The sequence below is a fragment of the Parajatrophihabitans canadensis genome, assembly GCF_053764775.1.
Map to the genome: position 1 here is coordinate 4,983,516 of NZ_CM132445.1, position 20,162 is coordinate 5,003,677.

16 protein-coding genes are annotated in these 20,162 nt (G+C 63.9%); 10 read left to right on the top strand and 6 right to left on the bottom strand.

Annotated features, from left to right (window positions below):
• Window positions 1-177: 177 nt before the first annotated feature.
• A complete protein-coding gene (locus tag ACSMXN_RS23925) occupies window positions 178-3,036 on the bottom strand; it encodes an Ig-like domain-containing protein (protein WP_155958599.1) in 2,859 nt (952 codons plus the stop codon).
• Window positions 3,037-3,296: 260 nt separating this feature from the next.
• On the opposite strand from ACSMXN_RS23925, the gene ACSMXN_RS23930 reads away from it, so the two are divergent.
• Both ACSMXN_RS23930 and ACSMXN_RS23935 read left to right on the top strand, forming a co-directional pair.
• The gene (locus ACSMXN_RS23930) at window positions 3,297-3,851 is read left to right on the top strand and encodes a SigE family RNA polymerase sigma factor (protein ID WP_022915910.1); all 555 of its coding nucleotides are present in this window, start codon (window positions 3,297-3,299) and stop codon (window positions 3,849-3,851) included.
• Window positions 3,848-4,873 carry a hypothetical protein gene (locus ACSMXN_RS23935; protein WP_022915911.1) on the top strand — a complete coding sequence of 342 codons (1,026 nt, stop codon included), beginning with the start codon at window positions 3,848-3,850 and terminating at the stop codon, window positions 4,871-4,873. Before ACSMXN_RS23930 ends, ACSMXN_RS23935 begins: the two co-directional genes overlap by 4 nt.
• A gap of 26 nt (window positions 4,874-4,899) precedes the next feature.
• Here the strand turns inward: ACSMXN_RS23935 and ACSMXN_RS23940 are convergent, their stop codons facing one another.
• Complete coding sequence (locus ACSMXN_RS23940; RefSeq protein WP_022915912.1) at window positions 4,900-6,801, bottom strand: acyl-CoA dehydrogenase family protein; 1,902 nt, start codon at window positions 6,799-6,801, stop codon at window positions 4,900-4,902.
• A gap of 108 nt (window positions 6,802-6,909) precedes the next feature.
• On the bottom strand, window positions 6,910-7,341 hold the full coding sequence (locus ACSMXN_RS23945) for a nuclear transport factor 2 family protein (RefSeq protein WP_027140067.1): 432 nt from the start codon (window positions 7,339-7,341) through the stop codon (window positions 6,910-6,912).
• 202 nt (window positions 7,342-7,543) lie between these two features.
• On the opposite strand from ACSMXN_RS23945, the gene ACSMXN_RS23950 reads away from it, so the two are divergent.
• From ACSMXN_RS23950 to ACSMXN_RS23965, 4 genes are all read left to right on the top strand, one after another.
• A complete protein-coding gene (locus ACSMXN_RS23950; RefSeq protein ID WP_022915914.1) occupies window positions 7,544-9,004 on the top strand; it encodes an MFS transporter in 1,461 nt (486 codons plus the stop codon).
• Complete coding sequence (locus ACSMXN_RS23955) at window positions 9,001-9,828, top strand: helix-turn-helix domain-containing protein (protein WP_455407650.1); 828 nt, start codon at window positions 9,001-9,003, stop codon at window positions 9,826-9,828. Before ACSMXN_RS23950 ends, ACSMXN_RS23955 begins: the two co-directional genes overlap by 4 nt.
• Before the next feature lie 99 nt (window positions 9,829-9,927).
• Window positions 9,928-10,476: a PH domain-containing protein gene (locus ACSMXN_RS23960; protein ID WP_022915890.1), complete on the top strand. Its 549-nt coding sequence runs from the start codon at window positions 9,928-9,930 to the stop codon at window positions 10,474-10,476.
• A gap of 152 nt (window positions 10,477-10,628) precedes the next feature.
• Window positions 10,629-12,266 carry a PH domain-containing protein gene (locus ACSMXN_RS23965; protein WP_051149092.1) on the top strand — a complete coding sequence of 546 codons (1,638 nt, stop codon included), beginning with the start codon at window positions 10,629-10,631 and terminating at the stop codon, window positions 12,264-12,266.
• Here the strand turns inward: ACSMXN_RS23965 and ACSMXN_RS23970 are convergent.
• Together ACSMXN_RS23970 and ACSMXN_RS23975 are read right to left on the bottom strand one after the other, a co-directional pair.
• Window positions 12,211-13,443 carry a CapA family protein gene (locus tag ACSMXN_RS23970; RefSeq protein ID WP_196811476.1) on the bottom strand — a complete coding sequence of 411 codons (1,233 nt, stop codon included), beginning with the start codon at window positions 13,441-13,443 and terminating at the stop codon, window positions 12,211-12,213. The two genes, ACSMXN_RS23965 and ACSMXN_RS23970, sit on opposite strands and share 56 nt — an antisense overlap.
• Entirely contained in the window at window positions 13,440-14,843 is a 1,404-nt protein-coding gene (locus tag ACSMXN_RS23975) for an aminotransferase class I/II-fold pyridoxal phosphate-dependent enzyme (RefSeq protein WP_022915893.1), read from the bottom strand. Before ACSMXN_RS23975 ends, ACSMXN_RS23970 begins: the two co-directional genes overlap by 4 nt.
• A 59-nt stretch (window positions 14,844-14,902) precedes the next feature.
• Between ACSMXN_RS23975 and ACSMXN_RS23980 the strand changes: the two genes are divergently transcribed.
• The 4 genes from ACSMXN_RS23980 to ACSMXN_RS23995 all read left to right on the top strand — a co-directional run bounded on the left by ACSMXN_RS23980 (window position 14,903) and on the right by ACSMXN_RS23995 (window position 18,703).
• Window positions 14,903-16,402 (top strand): CoA-acylating methylmalonate-semialdehyde dehydrogenase, encoded by a 1,500-nt coding sequence (locus tag ACSMXN_RS23980; RefSeq protein WP_022915894.1) that lies wholly within the window; start codon window positions 14,903-14,905, stop codon window positions 16,400-16,402.
• 129 nt (window positions 16,403-16,531) lie between these two features.
• Window positions 16,532-16,753: an I78 family peptidase inhibitor gene (locus ACSMXN_RS23985; protein WP_022915895.1), complete on the top strand. Its 222-nt coding sequence runs from the start codon at window positions 16,532-16,534 to the stop codon at window positions 16,751-16,753.
• A gap of 3 nt (window positions 16,754-16,756) precedes the next feature.
• Complete coding sequence (locus ACSMXN_RS23990; RefSeq protein ID WP_155958596.1) at window positions 16,757-17,302, top strand: hypothetical protein; 546 nt, start codon at window positions 16,757-16,759, stop codon at window positions 17,300-17,302.
• Window positions 17,303-17,557: 255 nt separating this feature from the next.
• A complete protein-coding gene (locus ACSMXN_RS23995) occupies window positions 17,558-18,703 on the top strand; it encodes a ScyD/ScyE family protein (protein ID WP_155958597.1) in 1,146 nt (381 codons plus the stop codon).
• A 27-nt stretch (window positions 18,704-18,730) separates the two neighbouring features.
• Here ACSMXN_RS23995 and ACSMXN_RS24000 read toward each other — a convergent pair whose 3' ends face one another.
• The gene (locus ACSMXN_RS24000; protein ID WP_051149093.1) at window positions 18,731-20,056 is read right to left on the bottom strand and encodes an ice-binding family protein; all 1,326 of its coding nucleotides are present in this window, start codon (window positions 20,054-20,056) and stop codon (window positions 18,731-18,733) included.
• Window positions 20,057-20,162: the final 106 nt, after the last annotated feature.

The following is a 20,162-nucleotide window of genomic DNA, read 5'->3' on the forward strand; positions in this document are numbered from 1 at the left end:
CAAAAGAACTGAGTCGACCACGCTCAACTTCCCAGAATTGATGTGGCGCCGGTCACACGAAAGGTGAAGGGCGGGAGTCGCAATCGACTCCCGCCCCTCACCCAACCTATTTATCTGTTTTGCGATCCAGGTTGGCAACCAAGGTCGCTGCTGACCCTGTGCTACCAGTTGTGATTCCTACTGATCTCCGTCCTCCGCCGCTCGGCGACGGCCCACCAGCAGGATCAGCCCGGTGCCCAACATGAGCAGCGCAACGACGGCCAAAGCCTGCCCGAAAACGGGTACTCCAGTGTAGGAAAGTGCGGTCGGAGTGCTGCCACCGGTCGACGGCGCGATAGGCGTGACCTTCGGTGCTGCGGGTGCCTTCGGTGCTGCCGGCGCCTTGGGTGCTGCTGGCGCCTTGGGGGCCGCTATCGAGACGATGGCGGTCTTGGCGAGCGCGTAGTAGCTGTTCGTGTCGGCAACCGGCGTCTTGCTGGTGTGCCCTGAGCCAGTCACGGTCACGGAGTCTCCGTGGGTCGTACCCGCCGCAAGCCCACCCGCGATCGTGCCGATGCACGTCATCGTGTCATTGACCGCGAGGGAGACCGGCAGCGTCGCGACGGCGCCATTGAGCTCACAGCTGACCAGCTTCATCTTCGGGCCCTTGGCGGTGACGTCGGTCAGACCGACATTGTCAAGCGCCTCGTTGCCACTGTTGTGCACGACGATCTTGATCGGAATCGTGACGCCGGCCTTGTAGACAACCGCATCCTGTTCGGTCTCAGCCTCGGCGTTGTTGCCCGAAGCGCCACCGTCACCGTCCAGCTTGTGCACCGTGATCGCAGGCGCCGTCGATGCCTTGGCGAAGTAGTCGTTCTTGTCCGTTACTGGGGTCTTGCTGTTGTGGCCGACGCCGTTGACGGTGATCTCGTCGCCGTGCAACTGAGCCGCGGTCAGGCCACCCGCGATCGTGCCGGTGCAGGTCATGGTGTCGTTCACCGCCATCGAGGTCGGCAGGCTGACGACGGCACCGTTGAGGGTGCACGCGCCCAGCGTCATGTCCGGGCCGACCAAAGTCGCGTCGGTCAGGGTGACGTTGTCCAGCGTTTCGTTTCCGCTGTTGTGGACGGTGATCTTGATCGGAACCCCCACACCAGGCTGGTAGGTCACCGCATCGCTGTCAGTGTTGGCCTCGGCGCCCGGCGAAGCGCCGGTGTCGCCGTCCACCTTGTCGACTGTGATCGCTGGGGCAGCAGATGCCTTGGCGAAGTAGTCGTTCTTGTCCGTGACCGGGATTTTGCTGTTGTGGCCGACGCCGTTGACGGTGATCTCGTCACCGTGCAGCTCAGCCGCGCTAAGACCACCGTCGATCTTGCCCGTGCAGGTCATGGTCTGGTTGACCGCCAGCGAAGCCGGCAAAGTCACCGGGGTCGCGCCGATGACACAGCCGCCGAGTCCGGTCATACCGGGGACGCCGGGGGTGAGCAGTACGTCGGACAAACTCACGCTGTCAAGGTCTTCGTTACCGCTGTTGTGCACGACGATCTTGATCGGCACGTCGGCGCCCGGCTGGTAGACGACGGCGGCGGTGTCGGTGTCTGCGGGAGCGTTGTTGCCTGAAGCGCCACCGTCACCGTCCATCTTGAGCACCGTGATCGCCGGAGCGGCCGAGGCCTTGGCGTAGTAGTCGTTCTTGTCGGTGACCGTGGTGCCGCTGTGGACGCCGGTGCCGGTCGCGGTGATCTCGTCACCGTGCAGCTGCCCAGCCGAAAGGCCGCCGGCGATCTGCCCGGTGCAGGTCATCGACTGACCCGCCAGCAGCGAGGTCGGCAACGTCACCGAAGTGGTGCCGACGACGCAGCCACCCAGACCGGTCATACCGGGAACGCCGGGGGTGAGCAGAACGTCGGACAGGCTTACGTTGTCGAGGTCATCGGTGCCGGTGTTGGCGACGACAATCTTGATCGGCACGTTGACGCCAGGCTGGTAGCCAACAGCGGCACCTGCGGTGTCGGCCTCGGCGTTGTTACCGGAAGCGCCACCGTCACCGTCCATCTTGTGGACAGAAATGCCTGGAGTGTTGTTCGTTCCGGTGCCGGTACCGCCAGCTCCGAAGATCGTCGTGCTCACTGAGTGTGGGCCGCTGATGGCCTCATCGGCGGTGATCGTCGCGTTGTTGGTGTACGGACCGGCACCGCCATCGGTGATGTCCATGTGGTAATAGATCACGTAGCTATGCGTGGCTGCGGCGAGCGCATCAGCGTGAAAGGTGAAGCCGTGCGCGGTCGCGGTGATGGTGTACGGCGCGGAGGATGCCGTGAAGCTGCCGCCGATCGGCGATTCATCGAGTACTGCCGGCGGGTTCGCGCGAAGCACCGCGTTGCTGGTCGTTACGTCGTCGACGAGGTTGATGTTGGTCAGATCAACACCCGACGGAAGGAACAGCGAGCAGTTGAGCTGAGTACCAGCCGCGTCGAGGAAGCAGCTTTTGTTCATGTCCGAAGTGCCGATCGTTCCACCGGTGCCCGCGGTACCGATCGGGATGGCGACTGGGATCACGGTCGAGCCGACTTGGAAGTTCAGGGTGTTCGTGGTGCCCTGGTTGACTTGGGACTGCTGTATCTGTGCGTTGAAGAACAGCGTGCCGTGCACGTCGGTCTTGCCTTCAACGAAACTACCCAGCGTGCACAGGACTTGGGTGGCCTGCACGGTGCAGGTCCCGACGGTGTCGCCCGCCGTGTCCGGAAGGTTGAACGTCGCGGTCAAACCGGCCAGTTGCGGTGGCAGGGTCATCGCGAAGGTGTCGCCGGCGTGCTGTGTAACACCTGCCGGAATCGCCCAGGTCGCATCGACGTGAATAGTGTCGCTCGGCCCGTATGTGCCACCCGTCGTCCCGTCCTGATGGGTCACCGAGACCCCAGAGATCGTGTTGTCAGGCAGCGCAGCGGCGCCTGCCTTCATCGAGCCGGCGAAGATGGCGTAGACGACCACCATGCAAGCCAGCAACAGTGCTGATAACGCGCGCCCGGTGCCAGCAGCACGCAGTCGCCTCACCCCACTACCCACAAACATTTCGCTGTCCAGTCCTGAAATCGCATCGATTGACCAGCGGTCTGCTGGCTCGCGGTCAAGACGGCTGAGCGTCAGGTGTCTTACGGGACATGACGGCTTCGTTACCGAACCGTTATACACAGGAGTGCGAGCCCGAGACAACAGTTCGCCTCTCGCCGACGTCCAACGAGTAGGAAGGTGCGATTAAGAAGGGCCAACCAAGAAGGGCCAACCAAGAAGGCACGGCCGATGAGGAGCCAGCGGTGGATTTTGACAGCTACGCCCGGGAACACAGCCGAGGATTGCTGCGATTCGCGTTCGTACTCACCAACGACGCCGGCCTCGCCGAGGACGTCCTGCAAGAGGTTCTGATCCGCGCACACGGACGCTGGTCCCAGATCGCTGATCTGCCACAGCCACACGCCTATGTCCGCCGGATGGTCGTCAACGAATTCCTGTCCTGGCGGCGCAAATGGGGTCGAATCGAACCGCGTCCCGGCGATGAGCTCGACCACCGAGTCACCGACCAGACCGACCAACTCGACGACCGGGGAGCCCTGATCGACGAGGTCGCCAAACTGCCACCAAGGCAGCGCGCCGCGATCGTACTTCGCTATTTCGAGGATCTCTCCGATCACGAGATCGCAGCCGCGCTGTCCTGCCGGGAAGTCACTGTTCGCGGCTATATCCACCGAGGGTTGAAGGCTCTCAAGGTCGAACTGTCAGGCCCGGAGAACAGCCCGAAGCGGAATCCACAGCTGAAGGCCGCTCCGCCTGCGGACGGACATCCAGCGCTATCAGGGAAGGAATCCCGATGAGAACCGAGAACGACTTGCGCACGGCGCTGGCGCAACGCGCCGATTCCGCACCGGACCTGCTGCCCAGCGGAGTGGGTGAACCTCGGCGGCCCCGTTGGCAGACCACGGCTGGAATCGCCCTGGCAGCTGCGACCGTGGTAGCTCTCGTAGCCGTACCGACCGTGTTGATCCGGGACCGAAGCCCCGGCCGCCACGACAACGCCGCGGCTGGTCCAGCGGGCTCGTCCACCATCGGCAACGAGCGGACCAACCAGCCGGCGGCTGGGAACACCCAATCATTAACTAGCGAATCGCCGACGAGTACGGCCACGGTGCCAGGCGCCATGAGCTGGGTGACGGTGAGTATCGAAGATCCGATCGTCCGAGATATGAGGGCCGATGTCGAGTACCTGAGCATCGAAGTGCTGGGCGGGCACCACCTGCAGATCGCGGCTTTCGCACCGGGAAGATTCAGCATGTCGCAAATCAGCGATCCGATACCGGTCACGGTCGTCGGCCAACCGGGCTACTTCGGTCAGGCCAGCGTGCACAACGGTCCGAGGCCCTCAGTTGCCTGGCAGGTCACACCCGACCAGTGGGTCATCCTGCAGGGCGATCCGCCTGAGCTGCAAGACGCTGCCGGTCTGAGCGGGATCGCCGCGAAGTTGGGTTTGGAGGCCCGAACGGCGCCGGTCACCGTGCCGATCAAGGTCGGGTACCTGCCCACCGGCTGGACGCTGCAGTCGGCGTCGATAGTCACCCCTGGTCCAGACCAGCCGGCAAGCAGCGCATCTGCCGCCATTGCCGTGCAGAACGGCAAGCAGACAATCGTCATCACCGTGCGCGCTGGCACAGCCGTGGGTGCCGACAAGTCAGCTGTCAGCCGGATCATCGATGGCCATGTCCTGTCCGTCGAGTCGAAGGTGCCGCTGAGCTCGCCCGATACCGTTCAAAAGGTCCTGAGCTCGCTCACGCTCGCGAGCCAGCCTGACCGCCAAAACAGTTCCTGGTTTACGTTGTCGCAGGCTCTGCCCAGAAGTTAGCTGGCAAGGCGTCTCGTGGTGAAGGGCTAGCCGAGCATGGGCACGTCGGTAAACGCTGCAGGGATGCCGAAGCCTTCAACCAGCGCAACCGCGGACGGTCGAAGCTCACGACACAAGTCGTTGACGACTCCGGGCAATTGTCTCGTCCGGGCCGCGGACATTCGTCCATGCTCGATGAACCAAGCCCGATCCGCTTCTACCGTGGAGAGCACGTAGAGGTCACACACCTTGTCCAGCAGCGCCTTTGTCTTCGGATCCGGACAGTTGTCGATGCCTGCGACGAATGCCTCCAGGACAACGCGGTCGACGTGAGCCTGTGCGGTGGCCAGTAGATGCTGCTGACAATCGTTGAAGATGGCGAAGGGACCGTCCGCATCGGCGGAGCGGGCGCCACCCGAGGCCTTACGTAACCGACGCGCGAGCGCGTCCAGCAGATGCTTCTCGCGGAAATCAAACAACGAGATATGCCAACCCCGATCGGACCATTCCGCCTCGTCATCCCGGCCCGCAGCCGCGAGAAGACGCTGGATCAGGTTTCGGGCCGCAGTACGTTCGAGAACCGTCCCGACAGCTTGATTCGCCACGAACCTGACAGTTCCCAGGACGTCGAGTTCGCCGAAGTGATCGCGGTAGCTAGTCAGCAGCTCCTTCGCCACCAGCTGCAACAAAACCGTGTTGTCGCCTTCGAAGGTGGTGAAGACATCGGTGTCGGCCTTCAAATCGCCGAGTCGGTTTTCCGAGAGGTAGCCAGCGCCGCCGCAGGCCTCGCGGGCGATCTGAATGGCGCGCGTCGCGTGCCACGTCGTAGCTGCTTTCACACCAGCCGCCCGGGCCTCGAGCTCCCGCCGGCGCGGGTCGTTGACGCCGCCTTCGGTGAAGACATCGTGCAGGGTCTCCACCAGGGAAGATTGGGCAAAGTGCAGCGCGTAGGTGTTGGCAATCAGCGGCAACAGCTTGCGTTGGTGGGCCTGATAGTCGAGCAGCACAACCTCAGCCGAGCGCCCCGGCGCGAAGAACTGGGCCCGCTTGTCGCCGTACCGAGTCGCAATATTGAGCGCGACCTTCGTCGCGCTCGCGGCACCACCGGCGACACTGATGCGCCCCTGAATCAGGGTGCCCAACATAGTGAAGAACCTCTTCGTAGAGTCCACGATCTCGGTCTGATACGACCCGTCGGGTGCCACATCAGCATATCGGTTAAGCAGATTCTCGCGGGGTACCCGCACACCGTCGAACCAGAGCCGACCATTGTCTACGCCGTTCAGACCGGCCTTGCTACCGCAATCGGCGATCCTCACGCCTGGCATCGCCGTGCCCTCGGCAGTGCGGATCGGCACCAGAATCGCGTGCACGCCATGCGACTCGCCGCCGGTGATGAGCTGCGCGAAGACGACCGCGAGGCGACCGTCCTGAGCGACGTTGCCGATGTATTCCTTGCGGGCGGCGTCGCTAGGCGTGTTCACGATGAGCTCATCGCTGCTCGGGTCATAGGTGGCGGTCGTGAGCAGCGAGGCGACGTCGGAGCCGTGAGCCTGCTCGGTCATCGCGAAACAGCCGAGTAGCCTGCCTGCAGCGATGTCGGCGAGGTACTTCGTGTGGTGCCGCTCGGTTCCGAGGTGCAATACGGCACCGCCGAACAGACCGAACTGAACTCCCACTTTCACCAGCAGCGACAGGTCTCCCAAGGCCAACATATCGAAAGCCGTGATCGAGGCGCCGATGTCACCCTTGCCGCCGTACTCGACCGGAAACCCATAGCTGGTAAGGCCCGCCGCGCACAGGGCCTGCAGTTGTTGCAGGGCCCGCGCCCGGTGCTCGCTGACGCTCAAACCGTAGGCCGGACGGAACAGGTCTTGTTCGCTGAGCTCCCGCACGGTTGTTCGCACGTGAGCCCAGCGCCCGTCAAGATGGGCCTGGAGGGCAGTCATCGTTATCGCCTACCGGCAACGCGTTGCAGATTTAGCGCCGGTCAGTACTGATGCCTGCACGCCGACCAGGGTATCCGATACCCCGAGTTACCGGGACCCGCAGCAGCCTCAGTCGCCGACCGGCACCTTGTCCAGGAATCCGTGGACGGCGGTGATCTGGCCGCCAGTTGTGACTACTGCGACATCGAAGCCAACGATCGGCGCGACGGCTGGGTTACTGGGATCTTCGGTGCCTTCCGGTGACAGCGTCCAACCGAAGCGCGCCAGGTTGTGATGGGAGTCGATGCCAGGCGTCGAGGTGGCCGCCGCGGAATCGGGCTCAATCAACCGGAAGGTCCAACCCGGAAACTGCTGCTGCACTGCGCCAACGGTGGCCACGATCGTCTCACGGCCGGCGGCGGAGACCATCGGATCGACGTAGCTGGCGTCGGCGGTGAAGATCTGCTCGGCGAGCTTTGCCCGCTTGCCGTCGTCCGACTCGTTCCACAGCGCCAGATACCCGCTGATCGAATCCGCAATGAGATTGGTGGTTACCGTCATGATCATCTGCTCCTTCTCGCTCTTCGGTCGTTTCGGGTCATCCCAGATGGGTTGATCTCGGCTTGCTGGTGACAACCATCGCCACTCAGCCGAGGCGACGCGATTACCTCAGAGGTAATCGACTCGACACCCGCGCGCCCATGAGAGTTGCTCCTGCACGGCGGGCACCCGGCCCACCGACGATCTGGAAGGAGCCAACGACGTGAGCGTCGCAAATCTCGAAGCACCGGCGCCGATCACCCGAGAGCCAGCCGTCAGCGGACGCGCCTCGATTACCCTCGCCGTCCTGTTGGCGGCGACCTTCATGAGCACTCTCGATTTCTTCATCGTCAACGTCGCCGTCCCGTCGGTACAGAGCGATCTGAGCGCGACAGCCGGCCAGATCCAATGGACGATCGCCGGTTTTGCGCTCGCCGTGGGCGCAGGGGTCATTACTGCGGGTCGGCTGGGTGACCTGTTCGGCCGGCGCCGAATGTTTGCCCTCGGACTTGGATCGTTCGTCGCAACGTCGGCTGCCTGCGGGCTAGCCCCGAACGCCGGAGGTCTCGTCGGCGCCCGGGTCGCACAGGGGCTCGCGGCCGCATTGATGACCCCACAGGTGCTAGCGATCATCGGAACCCACTACAGCGGCAAGGCCTTGACCAAGGCTTACACCGCCTACGGGCTCACCATGGGCCTGGCGGCGGTCTTCGGCCAGCTGATCGGCGGCGTATTGATCAGGACCGACCTGTTCGATCTCGATTGGCGGACCTGCTTTCTCATCAACGTGCCGATCGGAATCGCGGCCTTGCTACTCACACCGCGCTACGTCCCCGACCGGTCGGCAGCTCCGGCGGCTGGTGGCCGAACGCGCCTCGACCTGGTCGGCGTCATCTTGATCTCGGCCGCGCTGGTGGCTACCGTGCTGCCGCTGATCCAGGGACGTGCACAGGGCTGGCCGGTGTGGACCTTCCTCAGCTTCCTCGCCGCGGCAGCGTTGTTCATCGGTTTCGTGTTACACCAGCGCTGGCTTGCCGCCAGGAGCGCCAGCCCACTGATCGATCTAGGAATGTTTGCCGATCGTGCGTTCAGCACCGGCATGACCGTCCAGCTCGTCGCCTGGATGGGCCAAGGCTCCTTCTTCCTGGTGTTCGCGCTGTACCTGCAACAAGGTCTAGGACTGTCGGCCCTCACGTCCGGCTTCGTGTTCGTCGCGATCGGCACCGGCTATATCGCAACGTCCATCGTGTCGGGCACCGTCGTACAGCGACTGGGACGGCAGACGGTCGCGCTCGGCGCGGTGCTGATGATCGTCGGGCTGCTGGGACTGCTCGTCGCGGCTGACCACATCCAGACGACCGGCACTGTCTGGTGGCTCGTCCCTGGCCTGGTCGTCGACGGGGCCGGCATGGGTTTGATCATCGCCCCGATGGCCTCGATCGTGCTGGCCCGGGTCGCCCCGGAGCATGCGGGTGCGGCATCCGGCGTCCTGTCCACCGTTATGCAAGTCGGAGGTGCGTTGGGCATCGCCGTTATCGGAATCATCTTCTACGGCGCAGCCCCGGATGGCATACCGCACGCGTTCAAGCTGAGTATCGGTTTCCTAATCGCGGTTGCGGCGGGTGTGATGATCGGAATGCAATGCGTTCCCGACCGACATGCGCAGAGGGTGCCTGCTCCATGACCACTATCGCCAACCAGCCGAAGCCTTCGCCAACCAGCACGCGCCAGAGCAGCGCTCCCGTCGGTGCTCTGCTGCGGCAATGGCGCGAGCGGCGACGGCTCAGCCAGCTTGATTTGGCATTGCAAACCGACATCTCGGCACGCCACCTCAGCTTTGTCGAGACCGGCCGATCGAAACCGAGTAGCGAGATGATCCTGCGATTGACCGAAGAGCTCGAAGTGCCGCTGCGCGAGCGCAATCGGGTGCTGCTCGCTGGCGGTTTCGCACCGGTTTACAGCGAACGGCCGCTCAATGCCCCGCAAATGACAGCCGTGCGATCCGCGGTGCAGCAGGTGCTGGTCGGCCACGAGCCGTATCCCGCGATCCTCATCGATCGGCATTGGAACTTGCTGGACGCGAACGCGGCTGTACCGCTGTTTCTGCAGAACGTCGATCCACAGTTGCTCGCCACGCCGGCAAACGTCCTTCGACTCAGCCTGCACCCCGACGGGATGGCACCGCAGATCGTCAACCTGGGCGAATGGCGGGCGCATCTCCTGGCACGCTTGCGTAGGCAGGCGGCGGTCACTCAGGACCAGAGCCTGCGTGAGCTACATGCCGAGCTCACCGCCCTTCCGTGCGACCAGCCGGAGCCGGCTATTGACCTTCCGGGAAAAGGCAATGTCATCGTGCCGCTGCAGTTCCGCGTCGCTTCCGGGCAGATCCTGTCGTTCATCAGCATCACCGCGATCTTCGGCACCCCGCTGGACATAACCCTGTCCGAGCTGGCAATCGAATCGTTTTACCCCGCCGATGCCGCGACGGCCGATCATCTACGGGCTTAGTCTTTATCTACGGGCATAGTTTCTAACTACAGGCTTAGTTTTTGCAGACGTGCGAAGGTCGCTTTCACCCGAATTCGCCAGACGTGGCACGGTAGACCCATGACCGATCACCTGCCGTCGCTGTCGGCTCACGTCGCTGAGGACGCCGCAGGATCGGTGTTGCGCCTTCGCCAACCAGCGAACCGGGTCAGCCCCCGGGCCGTGACGTTCTGGACGGTACGAGCGCTGTTGGGATGGGTCGTCATCGCGGGCGTTCAGGTGGCAATCTTGATCTTCACCGACACCGCCAGCCATCGTGCGGTCAACTTCGCGGTGCTGGCGGGGACTGTCGTCCTCGCGGCGGCGCACCTATCGGTCATGCCCAGGTGGCGATTCAGAGTGCATCGATGGGAGCTGACGCCCACTGCTTGCTACGCCCAGTCAGGCTGGATCAACCAGCAGCGCCGGATCGCGCCGCTGTCGCGCATCCAGACCGTCGACTCGGAGCGCGGACCGTTGGAACAGCTGTTCAAGCTCGCCAACGTCACGGTCACGACGGCTTCAGCTGCCGGACCGATCAAGATCAAGGGACTTGATCGCGGCACCGCGGATCAGCTGATCGACGACCTGACCACGATCACGTCGACGAGCACCGGGGACGCCACGTGAGCGGTTCGCTGTCGGAGCCCCCCGCATCCTGGGGGTCACCTGTGCCGGGGCCACCCGAATCACCCGGACCACCCGGCGAGCCACCGGAGGCACCGGGAGCACCAGCACCGCCAGAGCTTCCGCAGCTCCCCTGGCGACGGCTGAGTCCGCGGATGCTGCTGATTCACCCGGTCCGCGAGATCATCAGGTTCATCCCGGCCCTGATCGGGATCTTCCTGGCCGGTCGCAGCAGCGGTGAAGGTCATTGGTGGAGCCTGATCGGGCTCGGCGTCGTCCTCATACTGAGCGTGACCCGCTGGGTTTCGACCAGCTTCCGGATAACCGCAGACCAGGTCCAACTCAGAACCGGCCTATTTCGCAGGCGGATCATCGCGACCCCCGCCGACCGCGTCCGGACCGTAGACGTCACCGCGCACGCCCTGCACCGCGTTCTCGGTCTCGCCCGCGTGGCTATCGGGACCGGCACCTATGACCGCAAGCGAGAAGGCCTCGTCCTGGACGGCCTGCCAACCGAAGACGCTCGGGCCTTGCGGGCTGAGCTTCTACACCGCAGTGCGGCGGAGTTCGAGATTCGGCCGCCAGCCGCTTCGCAGGGTGCCGCGACCGATGCGAACGATGCGGGATGGCAGCCGGACTCCCCTGCCGAGGCCGAACCGGCCGAGGTGGAATTGCTGACGCTCAATCCGGCGTGGGTTCGTTACGCGCCGTTTACGCTTTCCGGCGCGGTGACCGCGCTCGCCGTCGCCGGTTTCTCGTGGAACGTGCTCAGCCAGGCTCAAGTCAACGCCAGCAAGCTCGATGCCGTTCAGTCGGCATCGAGGCAACTGCGCGACAGCCCGTTGTGGTGGCTGGTGATGCAAGTGGTGATCAGCCTCCTCGTCGTGATAACGGTGCTTTCGGCGATCGGCTACCTGCTGGCGTTCTGGAACTTCAGGTTGTCGCGCCACTCCGGCGGGACGCTGCATGTCAGCCGGGGCCTCATCACGACCCGTGCCACCAGCATCGAACACCGGCGGTTGCGCGGAGTCGATCTGAGCGAACCAATCCTGCTGCGGGCAGTCGGCGGCGAACGGATGACAGCGGTCGCCACCGGCCTGCGGGTGGGCCGGGGCTCGGAGCGAGGTGGCACCGTGTTGGCCCCGCCAGGTCCACGCCGCCGGATCGAAGACGTGGCCACGCAAGTGTTGGCCGGCAGTGCCGAACTCGTACGCGGTGAGCTGCTCAGACATGACCGGAATGCGTTGCGGCGCCGTTTGATGCGCGCCACCCTGCCCGTTCTCGTTGTCAGTGTTGTGCTGGTGACTCTTTGGTGGCGCACAAGCCTGCCGGCATGGGTGCCACTGCTGGCGCTCGCCCTGCTCGCGGTCTCTCCGCTCCTGGGCCTGGATCGTTACCGTTCACTCGGTCATCTGATTTCTGCAGACCACTTGGTGACCCGCTACGGTTCTCTCGACCGCCGCCGGGTGATTCTGCAGACCGACGCGATCATCGGATGGAACGTGCGCCAGACCATCTTTCAGCGCCGGCTCGGCTTGGTGACTCTCGCGGCTACCACTGCAGCCGGACGCCAGCATTACCGGCTCACCGACGTGCAGCCGGACGAAGCGATCAGGGTTGCCCGGCTCGGCACACCGGGGCTGTTGGAACAGTTTCTGGTCCCCGACGCGTCGCCGAGCAACCCGGGTCATGCAGCCGGACGACCGATCGCCGAACCGGACGCTGACACCCATCTGCTCAGGGGACCTGCAAACCCTGCGCAAGAGCCCCGAGCGAGTTCAGGTAGGCCTTGATGCGGTTGAACGCAGCCTGGTATGTGGCACGTTGACCCGCACTGGTCGCTGGATCAGCCAGCGCAACCGGAAGGTCGATCAGTCTGAGTCTCGGCGAAATATCCATCCACGTCGGGATCGCCTCGGCTTTGGTCAGCGTCCACCTATGTGAGCCCGGCTTGGTCTCACTGAACGTGAACCGAGGCATGACACCCTCGCGGCTCTCGTTTATCGGATCTTCATGACGCGCTATCTGATTGCCCATACCGTAGGCGACCCACTTGCCATCGACTTTGGCGAAGGGCTGCACGACATGGGTGTGATCGCCGAGAATCACGTCGATATCGGGTGATGCCAGCAACTGCGCTGCCTCGCTGCTCTGCTCGCTGGTTGGTTCGTGTTGATATTCCGTTCCCCAGTGCATGCTCAGAACGACGATGTCAGCGCCTGCTTGCTTGGCCCGCTTCGCCGCGGCCAAGATCGTCGGGACGTCGGTAAGGTTGGCCAACCACGGTTGACCAGGCGGCAACGGAATGCCGTTGAAGCCAAAGGCGTATGCCAACTGGGCTACCTTTGCACCGTTGGCGGTGGTGATGACGAGCGGCGTCGCGGCCTCCTTCGCTAATCGAGCGCTGCCGGTGTGTTTCAGCCCAGCGGCGTCCACCTCGTCGAGAGTTCGCTTCACCCCGGCAAATCCTTGATCAAGGGTGTGATTGGACGCCGTCGTGCACGAGTCGTATCCAATGTCCTTCAGCGCGGTCAGAACCTGCGGAGGCGCATTGAAGTTCGGCCATCCGACGAAGGGACCGGCTGGCGGAGCCAACGGTGTTTCCAGTTCGCAGGTCGCCAGATCGGCAGACTTCGTATCGCCGGCAATCGAGGCATAGATCGGGCCGAAGTCGTACCCGGGTTTGTTCTCCGCCTTTGCGTCCGCCGCCGCCTGTTCCCACAGGGGCGGATGGATGAGCACGTCGCCCGAACCGAGAATGGTCACGGTTCGGGGTCGGTTCACCTTGGGACTGGTTGTCGGCGCGCCTCCAACCGATAGACCGGAGGTGGGCAGCAAGGGCGCGCGCGCTGCCTTCTTGGTCCCGTCGCACCCGGCGAGCATGGCCAGGGAGGTCACCACCGCCACCGCGAGTAGCGCGCCGGAGCGCGTTGCGGCCCACGGCGAAGGCCTCAGCCGGCGGCGGCTCACCGACGCACTCCGAGGCGCGCACCGGTTCGGGCGGCAGCTGCCAGCGCATCGGCGATCTCGGCGTGCCGCTGAGGGCTGCAATTCGCCAGCAACCCTGTGGTGACTCTGATAAAGCCGGTTTGGGCCGGCAGCACCGCAAAGGGTGCTCCGGCCGTGACACCGATTCCTTGGCTGGCGAGCCGGACCAATGCGGCCGGTTCATCGACAACCGGAATCCAGATGTTCAACCCATCACCTCCGCCCACTTCGACGCCGCGATCTGAGAGAGCCTGAACCATCGACGCGCGACGCTGGGCATATTCGGTCCGCGCGAGCGAAACCTCACCGAGCGACCCTGGATCGGTCAGCAGATTCAGCAGGATCCGTTGCAAAAGACGACTACTCCAGCCCTGCCCCAACTGTCGTCGCCCAATGATGTCGGTCATCAGTTCGGTAGGCGCGCTCATCGCGGCCAGTCGAAGGTCAGGGCCATGGGATTTGGAGAAGCTCCTGATGTGCACGGTACGAGCGGGCAGCCAGCGGCCGAGACTGATCGGCTCCGTCGCGGCGACCGCACCCGCGGAATCGTCCTCGACGATCCATACGTCGGTTGGGCGCAGCAAGTCGACAAGCTCTCCGGCGCGGGCCGGCGTTAAGGAGGCACCGGTCGGATTCTGGGCCCGTGGCTGTAGGAAGAGCGCCACCGGCACCGAGGCCGAGTTTTTGGCGGTTTGCGCGAGGGCCTTGGCAAGCGGTTTGGCAGCCAGGCCTTCGTCGTCCACCGGAACGCCGATCACCTCGACCCCGATGGACTCGAGCAGATCGAGCAAGGGCGGAAAGCACGGATGCTCCACGATCACTCGGTCACCGAATCGCAGCAGCGAGCGACAGGTGAGTTCCAAAGCGTCCATCGCGCCATCGACTACCGTCAGGTCGCCGACGGGTGCTGGCCACTCGGCTCGAAGCACCTCCCGCAATTCCGGCAGCACCGGATCGTCAAGGTAGCTGGTCGGGTTGACGGCCCTGTCGGCGCGCTCTGAACGGAGTTGCAGCGCCCGCAACGCAGGCCCGAGATCTGGCAGCAGCGCCGGGTCCGGAACCCCGGTCGAAAGATCCAGCTCGAAGAAGATGCTTCGATCGATCGCCTTCTGATATCTGACCGATCCAGGAGCGTGTTGCTCAGCGATCGTCGTGCCACGGCGGCCAGCGGTGTGGATCGCGCCGGAGCGGGCCAGCAATCCCCACGCCGCACTGACCGTTGTCGGCGACAGACCGAGTTCAGTTGCGACGGTGCGGATCGGGGGTAGCCGGTCGCCGGGGCTCAGCAGCCCCTCACGCAAACCGCGGCTGACCGCGAGCGCCAAGGCCTTCGAGGTCGGCTCGTCCAGCCGCTCCTCGATGATGCTCAAGAGCTTCTTCACCTTTGTAACATAGCAATCCGTCTTTTGTTTGGCGGGATGTTGTCACGTAATCTCTCGACATGACGAAGCGCATCTCGCATTGGATCGACGGCAGCCTCACTTCAGGCAGCGGGGGCAGCTCAGTCCGGTTGGCACCGGTCTTCAATCCCGCGACCGGACAGCAGAGCGGCGACGTCGAACTCGCGAGCGCGGCCGAGGTGAACGTGGCCGTGGCCAGCGCGAAGAGCGCAGCCCGCGAGTGGCGCTCGACCTCGTTGTCACGCCGGGCCGCCGTCCTGTTCGCATTTCGCGAGCTGCTGCACGCCCGCACGGACGAACTCGCGAAGATCGTCACCGCCGAGCACGGCAAGGTGCTGTCCGACGCCGTCGGAGAGATCGCACGGGGTCTGGAGAATGTCGAGTTCGCGACCAGCGTGCCGCAGCTTCTGAAGGGCGGTTTCTCCGAGCAGGCCGCAACTGGAGTGGACGTCTACTCGATCCGCCAGCCCCTCGGAGTCGTGGCGGGCATCACGCCGTTCAACTTTCCGGTAATGGTGCCGTTGTGGATGTGCGCCAACGCCATCGCCACTGGCAACGCCTTCGTGTTGAAACCGAGCGAGAAGGATCCGTCCGCGTCGCTGTTCCTGGCTCAGCTATGGAAAGAAGCCGGGCTGCCTGACGGAGTTTTCACCGTCATCCAGGGCGACAAGGAAGCAGTCGACACCCTGCTCACCCACCCCGACATCGCCGCGGTGAGCTTCGTCGGCTCCACGCCGATCGCCCGCTACATATACGAGACCGGCACCTCGAACGGCAAGCGGGTACAGGCTCTCGGCGGCGCGAAGAACCATATGGTGGTACTGCCGGATGCGGACCTGGATCTGGCAGCGGACGCAGCGGTTTCGGCCGCGTACGGTGCCGCTGGTGAACGCTGCATGGCGATTTCAGTGGCGGTTGCGGTCGGCTCGATCGGCGATGCCCTGGTGGAGGCGATCGCGGCCCGGCTGCCGAAGCTGACCATCGGGGACGGCGCCGATCCCGACACGGATATGGGCCCGCTGATCACGTCGCAGCATCGCGACAAGGTCGCCGGCTACATTGCCGCCGGAGCAGCTTCGGGCGCCACCGTCGTGGTCGACGGCCGTACCGCTGACCTGCCGCCTGACGGGTTCTTTCTCGGCACGACCTTGCTCGATCACGTCACGGCTCAGATGTCGGTGTACACCGATGAGATCTTCGGCCCGGTACTGTCCGTCGTCCGGGCCGAGACCTACGACGAGGCACTGGCCATCATCAACGCGAACACCTATGCCAATGGCACCGCTATCTTCACCCGCGACGGCGGCGCTGCCCGGCAGTTCCAGTTTGACGTTGAGGTCGGGATGGTCGGCATCAACGTACCGATCCCGGTGCCTGTCGCGTACTACTCCTTCGGCGGCTGGAAAGCATCGCTGTTCGGCGACACGCACATGTACGGTCCAGAGGGAATCAACTTCTATACGCGGGGCAAAGTCGTAACCTCACGGTGGCCGGACCCCGCGACCTCGACCGTCGACCTCGGCTTTCCCCGCACCCGCTGACCCCAACCGAATTGTGCGGCCCGAGTTTCCGGTTGCCGCGATTCAGACCGAAACTTGGGGCCGCACAATGCTGGAGGGGGGCAGGAAAATGCACAGGCGGCTCTTTGGTTTGCGGCGGACGCTGAATCCATGTCCGATCACAGCATCTCTGATCACAGCCGGCTAGCCGAACTCGACCTCGAGTCCCTTGTGGGGCTGCCGGTAACCGAAGCGCGAGCTCGCGTCGAAGGCGCCGGCGGCGTCCTGCGGGCCGCCGCACCCAATAGCGCGTTGACGATGGACTATCGGCCGGATCGCGTTACGCTGATCGTTGAGGATGAAAACGTGATATCCGTTTACGGGCGGGGTTGATCGATGATGTCTGAAGCCACACTGCAAAAGTCATGGGACCTCATCGTCGGCCTTGACTACGGCCTGTTCTATCTGCAGACCGAAGACCCCTATGCCAGACCCGACTTTCAGCTGTCGCGCTTGATCGATCAGGCAGTCGCCGGCTCGGGAATCGCCCAGCACCATGGTCAGATCGTCGTGTTGTCGCCGCATGAACGCAACTACGCGATGGCTATGCGGGTGGAGTTATGGGACGAGCAGCCGAAGCTCGATCTGAACGGCTGGCAAGAGGCGTTCGAATTCGCGCTCAAGGTTGGCAGGGACGGTTTGATCTACGATTCCCCCACACTGTCGACGTTTCATATTCCGGTCCCGCCGGGCCAATACCTGGGATTGCTATGCGCTCAGGGCTTCTCCACCCACGAACGCCCTGGGACGAACACTCCTGGCGATCGCTGGCGCCTGCAGCTCTGGCATCCGTCCGCTGGTCAGGACGCCAGCCGTGATTGCCAACGGCTGCGGGCTTGGACGGACGTTCTGATCGATCCGCGACAGACCAACACTGGCTGATCTCAAACCGAAACTGATCTCGCAGCCGAAAGACACTTCTGGTCAAGGGGAATCCCGGACTTTCGTCACACTTTGATGATGAGCACCGGGTGTGCGAGGTTCGACGACTTCGACCAATAATGCCAGACAGGCGAGGTATCAGATTCTCGTCATATTCACAGCCGTTTCTCACGAAACTCTTTACCTGACGCCTTCCAGGCGGTAGACCGGCAACACAAACCGATCAGCCGTCCTTAACCGGGGAAGGTGGCCGAGATGAGCCTCGTAAAAGTCCGCACCGTAAAGGTCCGCAACACAAAAATCCGCAACATTGCCCTTGTAGGAACTGCCGGAGCGGTCGCGCTCGTCTACGCAGCGCAACCTGCCAGCGCGAACTCGAACCAACACCACCCGACGGCTGGCCTGAAGGTCGTCAAAACGGTCGCGACCGGCTACGTCGGCCCGCTGCAATTCGCCGTAGACCACAACCAGATCTACGTGGCAGATTCCTTCACCTCAACGCTGAACAAAGTTGGACGAAGCACACCGATCGCGACCGGTCCCACGCCGGGCGACGTGGCCGGTGTGGCCATCGGCGATCAGGGCCGATCGGTTGCCTATACGAGCAGCGAGGACAGCCATGCCCATACCTGGCTCACCATTCTCAGCAAGGGCAAGAAGCCGGTTGTCGCCGACCTTGCCGGCTTCGAATCCAGGCGGAACCCCGATGGCTTCGTCCATTACGGAATTCGGAATCCCAGCCAATGTGTCATCGACGGGTTCCCGCCTGATGCGCCGGCCAGCTACCAGGGTCAGATCGATTCGCATCCGTACTCGGTCGCGTCGCTCGGCCACGGCAACTGGGTCGTCGGCGACGCTGGTGGCAACGACCTGCTCAAGGTCGACGCTCGTGGTCATGTCTCGCTGATAGCTGTCCTGCCCCGGCAGCCGCTGAAGATCAGCGCAGCCTTTGCCGCCGCGCTCGGCCTTCCGGACTGCGCAGTGGGGCTCACCTACAACTTCGAACCCGTGCCGACGGACGTTGAGGTAGGCGCCGATGGGTGGCTGTACGTCAGCACCTTGCCGGGCGGCCCAGAGGATCCGAGCGCAGGCGCTCGGGGCAGCGTGTACAAGGTGAATCCGCACTCGGGTAAGGCGATTCTGTTGGCCACCGGTCTCGCCGGCGCCACGAACCTCGCCTTGGACAATCACTGCAACATCTATGTTGTCGAGCTGTTCGCCGGGCAGATCTCGAAGATCGTGCGTGGTAAAGGCCAACCCGTGTTGTCCCTGCCGGCGGTGGCAGCTGTCGAATATGCGAACGGTGCCCTGTACGCATCAACCGCGCCAGCTCTGAACAACAGCCCCGACCCCGGCACGATCGTCAAACTCGGTCCGGATTTCTCCGCAAGCAAGAGCTGATACCGCATCGGCATCGTGGCTCGATGGTCAGTGGCGTTTCAAGTACGCCACGACCACCGGGCGGCGGCGACTGAACCAGACGAAGCTGAAGCCGAGCGCTAGCAGGCCGACACCGCTTGTGACCATGACTGCCACGTGCGGCGTACCGGTAGCCGCGAGTTGAGCGGCAGTCGCCGCGGCTGCGGCTGATTGGCTCGCGGTGGCGGCCTCGACGACCACCTGATTTGCCGCGGCCGATGCGGCGGCCAGTTCGGCCGCAGTGGGCGGTACTACCAGCGCGACGACCCGGAACGCTGCCGGTCCCGAGGTCGACGGTGCCTGGGTCGGACTGCCATTGAAGACGGCGGAAATGGTCCCGCTACGCGCCGTACCGCCAGCTGGTACCTGCAGCGATGCGTGGCCGGTCGGGCCCACGGGCGACGTGCCAAGGATGACGCCATTCTCGACGAAACTGACCGTGCCGGTTGGCGTACCCGTCGGCGAAGACACCACAGCAGAGAGGCCGATCGTCCCTCCGGTGTTAGCGGTCGTCGGCGAGGTAGTCAGCGTCGTCGTGGTCGCGGTGGCCGACGTCGGGACCGTGTTGTTACCGCAGTCCGGGGATGTGAACACGTCGTTGTCCAAGGTGACCGCGCCGGTGCGAGCCAAAGCTCGACCCTTCACGTGCGCGCTGGTGGTCACCGTGACGGAGGCGAGCGCCATGATTGTGCCCTGGAAGGTCGATGCCGTGCCAAGCGTCGCTGAGCTGCCGACCTGCCAGAAGATGTTGCAGGCCTGCGCCCCATTGATCGTGGCCACATGACTCGCGGTAGCAGTGATCAGTGTTTTGGCGATCTGGACGATGAAGACCGACGTGGGGTCACCCTGACCATCGAAGGTCACGGTCCCACTGATGGCCAGCGGGCCCGACGATGTGTAGACACCAGAGATAAGGGTCTTTCCCACCAAGTCGCCTGCGACAGCGGCACTGCTAGCCCTGCTCGCCGCGTCGTTGTAGGCCGTTGCCAGGTCGGATTTGGCTTGTGCTGCGGGGGCATCGGTTGCGTGCCGCACACCGCCCGAGGTTCCTGGCGGGAAGCCGGTGATAGCAGTACCGGGGCTCACGCCATAATCGCCGGACAGCGTCGTCGGTCCGGTGTTGGTGACCGTCGAGGCGCCGAGGACGGAGTAGGAGCCGGTCGTGGCGAGCAAGACTGGGGCCTGAGCAGCGGATGCCGGCGCCGAAAATGCTGCGAACGCGACCAGCAAGCATCCGGTAGTGCCGGCAAGAACGGCGGTCGCTGTTCGGCGGCGGCTCGATCGAAGTTCAGTCAGGTGGCGAATGGGCATGGTAAAGGCGGTTTTGTACGTCATGGGGGCCTTCCCCTAGCCAAAACAGCCGATCTCAGCGCTACTGACTGCTGCCGGTCGCGCCGGACGATCAAATCTCGGTTAGGAAGCTCGGTGAATCCCTGATAGG